The sequence below is a fragment of the Pedomonas sp. V897 genome (assembly GCF_051304405.1).
In the GTDB taxonomy this organism is placed as follows: Bacteria; Pseudomonadota; Alphaproteobacteria; order Sphingomonadales; family Sphingomonadaceae; genus Pedomonas.
This window is the reverse complement of record NZ_JBPPGG010000001.1, coordinates 536,010-549,745: the sequence shown is the minus strand read 5'-3', so window position 1 is coordinate 549,745 and position 13,736 is coordinate 536,010. Positions and strand designations below refer to the sequence as shown.

The window sequence follows — 13,736 nt, the reverse complement described above, 5'->3', positions numbered from 1 at the left end:
GCACCCCGGACCCCCTTGATAAAGCCCGTATTCGATAAAAAAAGCCCGGACTCTGGCACGCCCGGGCTTTTTGCAAGTGGAGGTGATTTACGTTGACTCACTAGCCACGACTGCAAAATACCACAGCGGTATGCTGTTTCAAGGCACCCGCCGCCATCTACGACCATTCACGCCCTCGGGTGGGCGTTGCGGTAGATGTCCAGAATCCGGGCGGCGTCCACTTCCGTATAGACCTGGGTGGAGGACAGGCTGGCGTGGCCCAGCAGCTCCTGAATGGCGCGCAGGTCCGCGCCTCGGGCGAGCAGGTGGGTGGCGAAGCTGTGGCGCAGCGCGTGGGGTGTGGCGGAATCGGGCAGGCCGAGCGCGATCCTTGCGCGCTGCATGGCCAGCTGCACCATGCGCGGGTTGAGCGGGCCGCCGCGCGCGCCGATGAACAGCGGGCCGTCGGCGGGCAGCGGGTAGGGGCAGGCGGCAAGGTAGGCTTCCACCGCCTCGGCGACCACCGGCAGGATGGGCACGCGCCGCTCCTTGTTGCGCTTGCCGAGCACGGTCATCGCCTCGCCGAACGGGGCGGACGACCGTTTGAGGCTGAGGGCCTCGCTGATGCGCAGGCCGCAGCCGTAGAGCAGCAGCAGCACGGCGGCGTCGCGGGCGGCGATCCAGGGTTCGGCATCGGGCCGCTCGGCGGCCGCAGCGACGGCGGCCGCATCCACCGGCGCGAGCGGGCGCGGCAGCGGCTTGTTCGCCTTGGGAGATTGGAGGGCAGTAATGGCCGGGTTCTTCAGCCCTTCGGCGCGGGCGAGCCAGCGATACCAGGCCTTGAGGCTGGAGGCGGCGTGGGCGACGGTCGAGGGGCCGGCCCCCTCCGCCCGGCGGCGGGCGAGAAAGGCGCGAAAGTCGGTAAGGTCGGCCCCGGCCAGCGTCTCGGCGGTGACCGGCCCGCCGGTGTGGCCTTCCATGAAGGCAATGAACTGGCGGGCGACGCGGCCATAGGCGGTGAGCGTGTGCACGGAGGCGCGGCGCTCGTGGGCGAGGGCGGCCAGCCAGCGCTGGGCGAGACGTTCGGCGTCCGCCGTCATGCCTGAACGCTGAGCCAGTGGCCGAGGCAGCGGGCGCTGACGGCCCCGAGGAACGACAGCAGCTCGACGTTGGCGAGCGTCTCGAAGGCGTTGGGGACGCGCGAGCCGAGCGCGAGCAGGCCGCGCGGCCAGCGGTCCGCCATGGGCAGGCGGATGAGGGCCTGCGACTTGATGAGGCCGGCGGCGGGCCCGAACAGGGGCAGGCCGATCTCCACATCGCGGGCGCCGACCGCGCTGCCGCCGTCGAGCCAGGCGGCAAGCTGGCCGGGGCCGATGAACTGGAGGCCGGGCGGGGCGAGGCGCACCGCCTCCGGGCTGGTCTCCAGTGCAATCGCCACGGCGTCCACGCCCAGAATGTCCACCCAGTCCTGCGTCAGCACATGGATGAAATGTTCGGGGGAGCTGGCGTCCATCATCGCCAGTACGGCGGCGTGGATGCGGGACTGGGCATCGCCGCGGCTGCGCGCGGCGGCCAGCAGCGAGGCGTGGGACTCGCCCAGCGCATCGACCTGCTTGCGAAGCCGGGACATGGCCTCGAACTGGAAGTCGATGATGTTGGGAGTCTCTGCCACCTGCCAGTGTCCTTTGGTTTTTGGAAAGGCGAGGATCGCGGACCCTCGCGCTCCCGTACGTTTACAGGGCCGCGCCCTTCATGCCGCGTACGGCCCTATAGAAGTACGGGAGGTGCAGGAGGGGCAAGCCCCTCCTGCAAACCGAAAACCAAACGCCTTACAGGATCGACTGGCCGGTCTTTTCCCAGTCGGCGAGGAAGGCCTTGAGGCCGTTGTCGGTGAGCGGGTGGTTGGCCAGCTTCTTCAGCACGTCGGGCGGCAGGGTGCACACGTCCGCGCCGATCTTGGCCGCTTCCAGCACGTGGACCGGGTGACGCACCGAGGCGACCAGGATTTCGGTGTCGAAGCCGTAGTTGTCGTAGATGGTGCGGATGTCGTCGATCAGATCCATGCCGTTCCACGACACGTCGTCATGACGGCCGACGAACGGGGAGACGAAGGTCGCGCCCGCCTTGGCGGCCAGCAGCGCCTGGTTGGCGGTGAAGCACAGGGTGACGTTGGTCTGGATGCCGCGATCGGTCAGCTTCTTGCAGGTCTTGAGGCCGTCGAGAGTCAGCGGCAGCTTGATGCAGATGTTGGAGGCGATCTGGATCAGCTTTTCCGCTTCCTTCATCTGGGTCTCGTGGTCCATGGCGACCACCTCGGCCGACACCGGGCCATCGACGATCGAGGCGATCTCGGCGATGACTTCCAGAAAGTTGCGGCCCGACTTGGCGATCAGCGACGGGTTGGTGGTCACGCCGTCCAGCAGGCCGGTTTCAGCCAGCTCGCGAATCTGGGCCACATCGGCCGTGTCGACAAAGAATTTCATGAAACGCTCCTGAGCCCGCGGGCTCCGTTGACATGGATTTGCGGCGTTCTTAACCCTGCTCAAATGTCCACTTCAAGCGACGACACGCCACAGGCAGGCAGAATAGCGGGCAACCGCGTCCGTGTCCTCCTGTGTCAGCACGGCCTGTCGGTCTTTGACTACAGAATTCCCGAAGGCGAAACCCTCCGTCCGGGGGATGTGGTGCGCGTGCCGCTCGGCCCCCGCCAGGTCACGGGCGTGGTGTGGGACCCGGACGTCTTTGCGGTGCAGGAGGTGGCGGAGAGCCGCCTGCGGCCCGTCTCGGCGCGGCTGCCGGTGCCGCCGCTGCCGGAGGCGACGCGCAAGCTCGTCAGCTGGACCGCCCGGTATTACATGGCCCCGGCGGGTGCGGTGCTGCGGATGGTCCTCAGCGTCGCGGACGCGCTGGAGGAGGCCAGAACCATCCTTGAATACCGGGTGGCGGAGCCGCTGCCCGCAGGCGCGCCGCTGACAAAGAAACGGCTGGAGGCGCTGGAGCTCCTGGCGGGCAAGCAGGGAACGGTGCGGGATCTGGCCCGGGCGGGCGTCTCGGAGTCCATGATCCGCACGCTCATCGCAGCTGGCGCCCTGCGCGCCGTGCCGGTGGCGGCGGATGCGCCCATCCCCCAGCCGGAGCCGGACTTCGCCCGGCCCGTGCTCAGCCCCGAACAGGCCGAGGCCGCCGATGCCTTGCGCCGCCCGGTGACGGAGGGGCGGTTCGCGCCCCTGCTGCTGGAGGGGGTGACGGGCTCGGGCAAAACGGAAGTCTACTTCGAGGCGGTGGCCGAGGCGCTCCGCCAGACGAACAATGGCATGGGCGGGCAGGTGCTGGTGCTGCTGCCCGAGATCGCGCTGACCGAGCCGTGGCTGAACCGCTTCAAGGCCCGCTTCGGCTGCCTGCCGACGGCCTGGCACTCGGACCTGACGCAATCGGCGCGGCGGCGGGCGTGGCGCGCGGCGGCCAGCGGCGAGGCGCGGGTGGTGGTGGGCGCACGCTCGGCGTTGTTCCTGCCTTATCCCAACCTCAAGCTCATCGTGGTGGACGAGGAGCACGAGACCACCTTCAAGCAGGAGGAGGGCGTGCTTTACCACGGCCGGGACGTGGCAGTGATGCGGGCGAGCCTTGAGGGGTGCCCGGTCATCCTTGCCTCGGCGACTCCGGCGCTGGAGACCCGCCTCAATGCGGAGAGCGGCAAATACTCCCACGTCCGCCTGCCGGACCGCTTTGGCGGCGCGTCCATGCCCGCCATCGCCAGCCTCGATCTGCGCCGCACGCCGCCGGAGCGGGGGCGCTGGCTGTGCGAGCCGCTGCACCGGGCCGTGGCGGAAACGCTGGCGCGCGGCGAGCAGGCGCTGCTGTTCCTCAACCGGCGGGGTTATGCGCCGCTTACCCTCTGCCGCACCTGCGGGGAGCGCATCACCTGCCCCATGTGCTCGGCCTGGCTGGTGGAGCACAGGCTGACCGGCCGTCTGCACTGTCACCACTGCGGCTTTGCCATGCCCATTCCCAAGGCCTGCCCGAAGTGCGGCGACACCGATTCGCTTGTCGCCTGCGGCCCGGGCGTCGAGCGGGTGGCGGAGGAGGTGGAGCGCTTCCTGCCCGAGGCGAAGGTGGCGGTGGTCACCTCCGACACCATCTATTCCCCGGCGAAGGCGGCGGCGTTCGTCGAGAGCGTCGAGACCGGCGCGGTCAATGTGCTGGTCGGCACCCAGATGCTCGCCAAGGGCTACCACTTCCCCAACCTCACCCTTGTCGGCGTGGTGGATGCGGATCTGGGTCTGGCGGGCGGCGACCTGCGCGCGGCGGAGCGCACCTTCCAGCAGATCACCCAGGTGGCGGGGCGCGCCGGGCGCGGCGAGAAGCCGGGGCGGGTGATGCTCCAGACCTACCAGCCGGAAGCGCCGGTGCTGAAGGCGCTGGTCGCAGGGGACATCGAGGGATTCTACCGGGCCGAGAGCGCCGCGCGGGAGCGCCACGGCATGCCCCCGTTCGGGCGGCTGGCGGCGCTCATCCTCTCCGGCCCCGATCAGGGTGCGGTCAACGACGCCGCCCAGGCCCTTGCCCGGCAGGCCCCGCGAATGGCCGGGCTGGAGGTGCTGGGGCCCGCCCCCGCGCCGCTCGCCCTGCTGCGCGGGCGGCACCGGATGCGCTTTCTCGTCAAGGCCCGCAAGGGCCTGCCGCTGCAAGCGATCCTCGGCGAATGGCTGGGGCGGGTGCGCTGGCCCTCCTCGGTGCGGGTGACGGCGGACATCGACCCGCAGAGCTTCCTCTGAGGGCGCGAATCGGGGCAGGGCGCCCCCCGGTTTCGGGGGCGGCTCCGGGAGGCCCGGGTGGCGGAGACGGAATGACCCCGGGGGACAAGCCGGGGCCGGGGGCGCGCGCGGGCGGCACTCGCGGCGGCGCGAGGGGCCATATTCCCTGCGCGGATGGTCGCAGAAGGGGCGTCAAGCCTTTGTTGCCTTGCAACATGGGGCCGCGCGTGCTAGCTGGCTCGCGCTCGCGCCGGAGTAGCGTCTCCGGCGTGCTGTCTATGGTTTTACAAATGCAAGGGGCACCACGTGGCCGACGCTCAAATGAACGTTTCGGGACTTGCCGGTCGCTACGCCACCGCCCTTTTTGAGCTTGCTCGTGATTCGAACGCCATTGATACGGTCGCGGCGAGCCTGAAAACGGTGGCGGCGGCGCTCGACGAGGGCGGCGACTTCGCGGCCCTGGTCAAAAATCCGCTGGTTGGGCGGGAGGCCGGCGCAAGGGCGGTGACCGCCGTTGCCAAGGCACTTGGCCTGGATGGGCTGACGACCAATTTCCTTGGCGTCCTGGCTCAGAACCGCCGCTTGGGCGTGCTGCGCGACGTTGTGCGCGATTTCGGCGTGCTCGTGTCGGCGCACCGGGGCGAAGCTACGGCCCGGGTGACCGCGGCGCACGCGCTGAGCGACGACCAGCTCGGACAGCTTCGCGAGAAGCTCAAGGCCGGTCTCGGCCGCGACGTGGCTGTTGATCTGCACATTGATCCGTCGATTCTCGGCGGTCTCATCGTCCAGGTGGGCTCGAAGATGATCGACAGCTCACTCAAGACCAAACTCGACACTCTCTCCCTCGCCATGAAAGGGTAAGTCATGGAGATCCGTGCAGCGGAAATCTCAAAGGTCATCAAAGACCAGATCGCCAACTTCGGCGCTGAAGCCCAGGTATCGGAAGTCGGCCAGGTTCTCTCGGTCGGTGACGGTATCGCCCGCGTCTACGGTCTCGACAACGTCCAGGCGGGCGAGATGGTCGAGTTCCCGGGCGGCATCAAGGGCATGGCCCTGAACCTCGAAACCGACAACGTCGGCGTCGTGATCTTCGGCGAAGACAAGCAGATTCGCGAAGGCGACACCGTGCGCCGCACCGGCACCATCGTGGACGTGCCGGTGGGCAAGGGCCTGCTGGGCCGCGTGGTGGACGCGCTGGGCAACCCGATCGACGGCAAGGGCCCGATCGAGTACACCGAGCGCCGCCGCGTCGAAGTGAAGGCCCCGGGCATCATTCCGCGCAAGTCGGTGCACGAGCCGATGCAGACCGGTCTGAAGGCGCTCGACGCCCTGGTGCCGGTGGGCCGTGGCCAGCGCGAGCTGATCATCGGTGACCGCCAGACCGGCAAGACCGCCGTCGCCATCGACACCTTCATCAACCAGCGCGAAGCCAACAAGGTTCTGCCGGACAACCAGAAGCTGTTCTGCATCTACGTTGCCGTCGGCCAGAAGCGCTCCACGGTCGCCCAGATCGTCCGCTCGCTCGAAGAGAACGGCGCGATGGAGTACTCGATCGTGGTCGCCGCGACCGCGTCCGAGCCGGCCCCGCTGCAGTTCCTGGCGCCCTATGCCGGCTGCGCCATGGGTGAATACTTCCGCGACAACGGCATGCACGCCGTGATCGTGTACGACGACCTCTCCAAGCAGGCCGTCGCCTACCGTCAGATGTCGCTGCTGCTGCGCCGTCCGCCGGGCCGCGAGGCTTACCCGGGCGACGTGTTCTACCTGCACTCCCGCCTGCTGGAGCGCGCCGCGAAGCTGAACGACGCCAACGGCGCCGGTTCGCTGACCGCGCTGCCGATCATCGAAACCCAGGCGGGCGACGTGTCGGCCTACATTCCGACCAACGTGATCTCGATCACCGACGGTCAGATCTTCCTCGAGACGGAACTGTTCTACCAGGGCATCCGTCCGGCCATTAACGTCGGTCTGTCGGTGTCCCGCGTGGGTTCGGCCGCCCAGACCAAGGCGATGAAGAAGGTTGCGGGCTCCATCAAGCTCGAACTGGCGCAGTACCGCGAAATGGCGGCCTTCGCCCAGTTCGGCTCGGACCTGGACGCCGCCACCCAGAAGCTGCTGAACCGCGGTGCGCGTCTGACCGAGCTGCTGAAGCAGCCGCAGTACCAGCCGATGGGCTTCGAGGAGCAGGTGGTTTCGATCTTCGCCGGCGTGAACGGCTATCTGGACGCCATCCAGGTGAAGGACGTGGTCCGCTTCGAGCGCGCCTTCCTCACCGAGATGAAGACCAAGCATGCCGACGTGCTGGAGACCATCCGCACCGAGAAGGATCTGTCCGACGCAACGCGCGCCAAGCTCAAGGAGATCCTGGACGCGTTCGCCAAGACCTTCGCGTAAGCGGATTGGAGTAGCCGGGCATGCCGAGCCTCAAAAGCCTCAAGAATCGCATCGCCAGCGTGAAATCCACGCAGAAGATCACCAAGGCGATGAAGATGGTGGCCGCCGCCAAGCTGCGCCGTGCGCAGGAGGCGGCGGAGGCCGCACGCCCCTATGCCGAGCGCATGGAGGCGGTGCTGGCGTCGCTTGCGACCAAGGCCGAACGCGGTGAATCCGCGTCCCGGCTGCTGGTCGGGACGGGCCGCGACGACGTTCACCTCGTCGTTGTCGCCACGTCCGAACGCGGTCTTTGCGGCGCGTTCAATACCAACATTGTCCGCGGCGCGCGTCAGAAGATCGACGCGCTGCTGCGCGCGGGCAAGCAGGTGAAGATCCTGTGCGTCGGCAAGAAGGGCCGGGCCGTCCTGCGCCGCTTCTATGGCGAGCTGATCGTCGACACCATCGACCTCAGCGACGTGCGCCGCCTGGGCTTCGCCAACGCCCAGCCGATCGCCGAGCGCATCATCGACATGTTCAATGCCGGTGAGTTCGACGTGGCCTGGCTGTTCTACGCCAAGTTCAAGTCGGCGCTGGTGCAGGAAGTCACCGAGCAGCAGCTCATCCCGGCGGCCCTTCCGGCCTCCGCCGAGGGTGGCGCGGCCGCTGCCGAGAGCGTTGTGGAGTACGAGCCCGGCGAGGAGCAGATCCTTGAGGCGCTCCTGCCGCGCAACATCTCCGTGCAGATCTTCCGCGCGCTGCTGGAAAATGCCGCGTCCGAACAGGGCTCGCGCATGACGGCGATGGACAACGCCACCCGCAACGCAGGCGACATGATCAATCGTCTGACCCTCCAGTACAACCGGAGCCGTCAGGCCGCGATCACCACGGAACTCACTGAAATCATCTCCGGGGCCGAGGCCCTGTAATACGGTTGCACGAGGAAGGACCGACCATGGCGACCCAGAATATTGGACGCATCACGCAGGTGATCGGCGCGGTCGTGGACGTTCAGTTCAACGACCACCTGCCCGCCATTCTCAACGCGCTGGAGACGACGGTCGATGGCCGCCGCCTGGTGCTCGAAGTCGCCCAGCACCTGGGCGAGAACACGGTTCGCACCATCGCCATGGACTCGACCGACGGCTGCGTCCGCGGTCAGGAAGTGGTCGACACGGGCGCCCAGATCTCGGTGCCGGTTGGCCCGGGCACGCTCGGCCGCATCATGAACGTGATCGGTGAGCCGATTGACGAGCGTGGTCCGATCAAGACCGACAAGACGGCTCCGATTCACGCCGAGGCTCCGGCCTACGTCGACCAGTCGACCGAGGCCCAGATCCTCGTCACGGGCATCAAGGTCATCGACCTGCTGGCTCCGTACGCCAAGGGCGGCAAGATCGGCCTGTTCGGCGGCGCGGGCGTGGGCAAGACCGTGACCATCATGGAGCTCATCAACAACATCGCGAAGGGCCACGGCGGTTACTCCGTGTTCGCGGGCGTGGGCGAGCGTACCCGTGAGGGCAACGACCTCTACCACGAAATGATCGAGTCCAAGGTTATCGACCTGGAGGGCGACAACTCCAAGGTGGCCCTGGTCTACGGTCAGATGAACGAGCCGCCGGGAGCCCGTGCGCGCGTCGCTCTCACCGGTCTGACCGTTGCGGAATACTTCCGCGACGTGGAAGGCCAGGACGTGCTGTTCTTCATCGACAACATCTTCCGCTTCACCCAGGCGGGTTCGGAAGTGTCGGCGCTGCTCGGCCGTATTCCGTCGGCGGTGGGCTACCAGCCGACCCTGTCGACCGAAATGGGCGCGCTCCAGGAGCGCATCACCTCCACCACCAAGGGCTCGATCACCTCGGTGCAGGCGATTTACGTGCCCGCGGACGACCTGACCGACCCGGCGCCGGCGACCTCGTTCGCCCACCTGGACGCCACCACCGTGCTGTCGCGTCAGATCGCCGAGCTGGGCATCTTCCCGGCGGTCGACCCGCTCGACTCCACCTCGCGCGTGCTTGATCCGCGCGTCGTCGGCGAGGAGCACTACGAGGTGGCCCGCTCGGTGCAGGCGGTGCTGCAGAAGTACAAGTCGCTCCAGGACATCATCGCCATTCTCGGCATGGACGAGCTGTCGGAAGAGGACAAGCTGATCGTGGCCCGCGCCCGCAAGATCCAGCGCTTCCTGTCCCAGCCGTTCCACGTGGCCGAGGTGTTCACCAATATCCCGGGCAAGTTCGTCCAGCTGGAGGACACCATCCGCTCGTTCAAGGCGATCGTGGCCGGCGAGTACGACCACCTGCCGGAAGCGGCCTTCTACATGGTCGGCTCCATCGAGGAAGCCGTCGAGAAGGCCCAGAAGATGGCGGCCGAAGCGGCCTAAGTACGGTAGCGCGGGGGCGCCGGCCCGTCCGGTGCGCCCGCGCCCTTCCATGGCGAAGCTCGGCCCTCGCGCCGGGCTTCCTTTCAGGTGAGACCCATGGCTGACAAACTGCACTTTGAACTGGTGAGCCCCGAGCGGCTGCTGAGCTCGGCCGAGGTCGAGATGGTCGTCGTGCCGGGCGAGGACGGCGACTTCGGCGTCCTGGCCGGTCACGCGCCGCTGATGGCCACCATTCGCCCGGGCGTCATCGAGATTCACGCCGATGCCGGTGCGGCTCCCGAGCGCGTGTTCATCGACGGCGGCTTCGCCGAGGTGAACGAGAAAGGCCTCACCATCCTGGCCCAGCAGGCGATCCCGGTTGCCGAGCTGAACCCGGAGGAGCTGGCCCGCAAGGTGGCCAATGCCCGCGAGGACGTGAACCTGGCCAAGACGGACCAGGAGCGGCTTCAGGCGCAGCGCCAGCTCGCCATTCTGGAAGCCCAGCTGGCGGCTGTCCGCCACTGATCCGGCGGCATCCGGGTAAAGGATCAAACGCGGGGCGCGGTTCCGACAGGGGCCGCGCCCCGCGGCCGTTTGCGGCCCCCCGGTCCGGGCCTCTTGTCAAACTTCCGTGATCTTCCCTAAAGGAACAGCCATGTCACGCTGGACCCTCGACGATATTCCCTGGGACAGGTTCGACCCCTCCCGGGTCGATCCCGATCTTCTTGCCGTCATCAAGACAGCGGCCCTGGTGGAAGCCAACGCGGCCGATTACGTGGTCTACCTGCGCAACGTGTTCCGCGAGGACGCGGACTTCGTCGCCGCCGCCGAGACGTGGGGCGTCGAGGAGGAACAGCACGGCGCGGCGCTGGGCCGCTGGGCCGAGATGGCGGACCCCGGCTTCTCCTTCCGGCAGGCGCTGGCGGACTTCCGCGCGGGCTATTCGCTGGACCTCCAGACCACCACCTCCATCCGCGGCTCCCGCGCCGGGGAGCTGATCGCCCGGCAGGTGGTGGAGACGGGCACGTCGTCCTTCTATTCCGCCATCCGCGACGCCACCGACGAGCCGGTGCTGAAGGCCATCGCCGGGCGCATCGCCTCGGACGAGTTCTTCCACTACCAGCTCTTTGCCAAACATTTCCGCCGCTACCAGGAGCGCACCCGCCTTTCTACCTGGTCGCGCCTCAGGATCGCGCTCGGCCGTATGCAGGAGGCGGAGGACGAGGAACTGGGCTACGCCTTCTTCGCCGCCAACGTGCTCCAGCGCGACCGGAGCGCCGACTTCAAGGCGATGAACTACGGCCGCGAGTATCAGCGCCGCGCGCTGCAACTCTACCGCCGCCCGCACATCGACAACGCCGTGCGCATGGTGCTGCGCGCCGCCGACCTCAAGTCAAACGGCTGGCTCTACACGCTGGCCTCGAAGCTGCTGTGGCGGGTCATCTCCTCCAAGTCCGCCAGCATGGCGCGGGCGGCCTGAGGGGGCGTACTGATCCTCCGGGCCGATTCTCCGCAGCGCCTCAGGGCGTCGGCGGCAATTCGGAATAAGCAGCGCCGGGGACGCCCCCTGGCGCCGCCGGAGCCCTTCGCGCCAGGGCGCGGCGATTGAGGATGCGGCGGACCCAGCCCACCAGCACAGCAGCGCCGAGGAGGAGGACCGTCAGGCCCAGCCCCGCGATTGTGAAGAACTCCTTGGAGTCTTCAAGGAGCATGGGCCGGGGTGTCACGCGGGGATCGCCCCCCATCGCGCGGATGGCGGAGGCGACAGCCCGGGTCAGGCCGTTCTTGTCCCAATTGAACGTGGTCAGGTGGGTGTAGGTCTCGAGGTTGCGCTTGTACCGGTTGATCTTGTCCGCGGGGCCCCGTTCCGCCGCAAGCTGGTCCAGACGCGTGTTGAGGATTTCCGGCTGCGCCATCAGCCGCTGAACCGGAAGGAAGCGGCCGTCCCGGTCAGGGAAGGTGATGTTGTAGACCGAATCGAGGGGCGTCCAGCCGTCGGGCGTCCTGGCGAGGACGACGGTGTGCACGGGCTCGCACTGCGCGTCGCAATGGTAGAGCATGGCCATGGTGGCGGGGATGGACAGCTCGCGCAGCAAGGCCGTCAGCAGCTTGGACTTGTCCTCGCAGTCGCCGCCGCCTTCCACCACCTGCATGGGGGTCGCCTCAAGGCGCTTCCACAGGAAATACCGTCTGTTTTTCTCGAATCCTTGATTGGAATAGACCCATTGCGTCAGATTGGTGAGCGTCTCGCGCAGGTCGCCGGATCGGGATTCCACACTGTGGGCGATTTCGCCCAGGCGGCTCCGGTCCTTCTGCCAGGAGATGAACATCCCGCCCGTCGCCGTGAGCGAGAGCAGGGCGAGAAGCAGCAAGCCATAAAAGATGCCGGCAAGAATCCGGTTGGCAGACATCAGGACCTCGCCCCAGAGTGCGCGCTTCGACTCTTTCCAGTATAAACTAAATAAATTGCTTTAAATAGCGTGGGGCGACGAAATTTGTTTCAGGGCGCGAACGGACAGGCGCCGGCGGCCCATGCCCCGGCGGCCCATGCCCCGGCGGCCCATGTCCCGGTAGTCCATGCCCCGGCGTTGCTCCGGCGCCCGGATGGGGGTCAGTCAGGCCGCCAGAGGTGTTTCTGGCAGAGGTGTTTCTGGCAGACGTGCTTCAGGCAGACGCCCTTCAGGAGACGGGCTGCGCGACGTCAGGCCACGGGCCTGGCGATGTGGGCGAATTCGCGGACGATGTCCTGGTAGAGCTTGCGCTTGAACGGCACGATCAGGTTCGGCAGGCGTTCCAGATATTCCCAGCGCCAGGCGCAGAATTCGGGGTGTTCGGTTTCCAGGTTGATGTCGCCGTCCTCCCCCAGGAAGCGCATGGCGAACCACTTCTGGCGCTGGCCCCGGTAGCGGCCCTTCCACACCTTGCCCACCAGCTCGGGCGGCAGGTCGTACTGAAACCAGTCTTTCGACTCGGCGATGATCTCGGCCTTGTTGGTGCCGATCTCCTCTTCCAGCTCGCGCAGGGCGGCGGTTGCCGGGTCCTCGCCCTCGTCGATGCCGCCCTGGGGCATTTGCCAGGCCTCCTGCTCGGTATCGATGCGGCGGGCGACGAACACCAGCCTCTCCCGGTTGAGCAGCACGACGCCGACGCAGGGGCGGTAGGGAAGGTCTGAAATGTTGATGGTCATGGAAATCCCAAACCTGAAACGGACGCAGTCTGGACGTGCCCCGGGGCGGAGAACGCGCAGGCATGGCCCCGCGGCCCGACCGGAAAGCCGATGTAAAGCAGATGTCGGGCGCTTAGTCGATCATCCGGCGAAGACTGTCGAGACAGCGGGTGAGTTGCGTCTGCGCCGAGGGCAGGGCCTTGCGCATGACGAGGCAGCCGTGCACCTGCCCCGCTGCCTCCTCGTGCACCACCGGCACGCCCGCCTCCGCCAGCTTTGCCGCGTAGGCCCGGCCCTGATCGCGCAGCGGGTCGAGTCCGCAGGTGAGGACGAGCGCGGGCGGCAGCCCCGCCAGCGACTCCGCCAGCAGGGGAGAGACGCGCGGGTCTGCCCGCAGGACGCGCCGGGGCAGGTAGGCGCGGGTGAAGAACTGAAGGTCCTCCGTATCCAGCATGTAGCCCTGCGCGAACTGCTCGGCGGACGCATAGCGGTTGGCGATGTCCGTTGCCGGGTAGAACAGGCACTGGGCCAGAAGCGGCACCGGAAGCGCGCCTGAGAGCTGCTGGCTGGAGAGCTGCTGGCAGGCTACGGCGGCGAGGTTGCCGCCCGCGCTGTCCCCGGCGAGGACGAGCCCGGTGACCCCGCCTTCCAGCGCGGCGGGGCCGGAGGCCGCCCAGCGGATGGCGGCGAGGCTGTCCTCCAGCGCGGCGGGGAAGGGGTGCTCGGGGGCGAGGCGATAGTCCACCGCCACCAGGCGCAGGCCGGTCTGGCGGGCGATCTCCGCGCACAGGCGATGGTGGCTGGCGAGGTTCCCGTACACCCAGCCGCCGCCGTGGAAGAACATCACGACCGGCCCTGCCGCACCCTGCCCGTGCGGATCGTAGAGCCGCAGCGGAAGAATGCCGCCGGGGCCGGGGATGGTAACATCCGTGACGCGGGCGAGCGCGGGGGCGGGCAGGTCGAGCAGTTCGGCCGCGCCTTGGAACATGCGCCGGGCCCGCTCCGGCGGCAGGCTGGAGAGCTTGGGCGCATCCGGCAGCAGCACACGCTCGAGCAGGGCGCGGGTTTCCTCAAGCATGGACTCCGGGGGCATGGACTCTGGGGGCAT

13 protein-coding genes are annotated in these 13,736 nt (G+C 67.9%); 7 read left to right on the top strand and 6 right to left on the bottom strand.

The window, feature by feature from the left end; all coding sequences use genetic code 11:
- Positions 1 to 167 precede the first annotated feature (167 nt).
- The 3 genes from ACSJJU_RS02705 to fsa form a co-directional block, all read right to left on the bottom strand.
- A complete protein-coding gene (locus tag ACSJJU_RS02705; RefSeq protein ID WP_435913625.1) occupies positions 168 to 1,079 on the bottom strand; it encodes a tyrosine recombinase XerC in 912 nt (303 codons plus the stop codon).
- Positions 1,076 to 1,651, bottom strand: coding sequence for a DUF484 family protein (locus ACSJJU_RS02700; protein ID WP_435913624.1), 576 nt, complete (start codon positions 1,649 to 1,651; stop codon positions 1,076 to 1,078). The genes ACSJJU_RS02705 and ACSJJU_RS02700 overlap by 4 nt, the downstream gene beginning before the upstream one ends.
- Positions 1,652 to 1,808: 157 nt before the next feature.
- Complete coding sequence (gene fsa / locus ACSJJU_RS02695) at positions 1,809 to 2,462, bottom strand: fructose-6-phosphate aldolase (RefSeq protein WP_435913623.1); 654 nt, start codon at positions 2,460 to 2,462, stop codon at positions 1,809 to 1,811.
- A gap of 63 nt (positions 2,463 to 2,525) precedes the next feature.
- Between fsa and ACSJJU_RS02690 the strand changes: the two genes are divergently transcribed.
- The 7 genes from ACSJJU_RS02690 (at position 2,526) to ACSJJU_RS02660 (ending at position 10,942) form a co-directional block, all read left to right on the top strand.
- Entirely contained in the window at positions 2,526 to 4,754 is a 2,229-nt protein-coding gene (locus ACSJJU_RS02690; RefSeq protein WP_435913622.1) for a primosomal protein N', read from the top strand.
- A gap of 300 nt (positions 4,755 to 5,054) precedes the next feature.
- Positions 5,055 to 5,594, top strand: a complete 540-nt coding sequence (locus ACSJJU_RS02685) for a F0F1 ATP synthase subunit delta (RefSeq protein WP_435914366.1) — start codon at positions 5,055 to 5,057, stop codon at positions 5,592 to 5,594.
- 3 nt (positions 5,595 to 5,597) lie between these two features.
- Positions 5,598 to 7,127 carry a F0F1 ATP synthase subunit alpha gene (gene atpA / locus ACSJJU_RS02680; protein WP_435913621.1) on the top strand — a complete coding sequence of 510 codons (1,530 nt, stop codon included), beginning with the start codon at positions 5,598 to 5,600 and terminating at the stop codon, positions 7,125 to 7,127.
- Between the two features lie 20 nt (positions 7,128 to 7,147).
- Positions 7,148 to 8,032 carry a F0F1 ATP synthase subunit gamma gene (locus tag ACSJJU_RS02675; protein ID WP_435913620.1) on the top strand — a complete coding sequence of 295 codons (885 nt, stop codon included), beginning with the start codon at positions 7,148 to 7,150 and terminating at the stop codon, positions 8,030 to 8,032.
- 26 nt (positions 8,033 to 8,058) lie between these two features.
- Positions 8,059 to 9,483, top strand: a complete 1,425-nt coding sequence (gene atpD / locus ACSJJU_RS02670; protein WP_435913619.1) for a F0F1 ATP synthase subunit beta — start codon at positions 8,059 to 8,061, stop codon at positions 9,481 to 9,483.
- 96 nt (positions 9,484 to 9,579) lie between these two features.
- The gene (locus ACSJJU_RS02665; RefSeq protein ID WP_435913618.1) at positions 9,580 to 9,987 is read left to right on the top strand and encodes a F0F1 ATP synthase subunit epsilon; all 408 of its coding nucleotides are present in this window, start codon (positions 9,580 to 9,582) and stop codon (positions 9,985 to 9,987) included.
- A gap of 130 nt (positions 9,988 to 10,117) precedes the next feature.
- The gene (locus tag ACSJJU_RS02660; RefSeq protein ID WP_435913616.1) at positions 10,118 to 10,942 is read left to right on the top strand and encodes a hypothetical protein; all 825 of its coding nucleotides are present in this window, start codon (positions 10,118 to 10,120) and stop codon (positions 10,940 to 10,942) included.
- Positions 10,943 to 10,982: 40 nt separating this feature from the next.
- Here ACSJJU_RS02660 and ACSJJU_RS02655 read toward each other — a convergent pair whose 3' ends face one another.
- The 3 genes from ACSJJU_RS02655 to ACSJJU_RS02645 all read right to left on the bottom strand — a co-directional run bounded on the left by ACSJJU_RS02655 (position 10,983) and on the right by ACSJJU_RS02645 (position 13,736).
- Positions 10,983 to 11,873, bottom strand: coding sequence for a transglutaminase domain-containing protein (locus ACSJJU_RS02655; protein WP_435913615.1), 891 nt, complete (start codon positions 11,871 to 11,873; stop codon positions 10,983 to 10,985).
- Positions 11,874 to 12,163: 290 nt separating this feature from the next.
- Positions 12,164 to 12,649, bottom strand: coding sequence for an RNA pyrophosphohydrolase (locus tag ACSJJU_RS02650; protein ID WP_435913614.1), 486 nt, complete (start codon positions 12,647 to 12,649; stop codon positions 12,164 to 12,166).
- A gap of 112 nt (positions 12,650 to 12,761) precedes the next feature.
- A complete protein-coding gene (locus ACSJJU_RS02645; RefSeq protein ID WP_435914365.1) occupies positions 12,762 to 13,736 on the bottom strand; it encodes an alpha/beta hydrolase in 975 nt (324 codons plus the stop codon).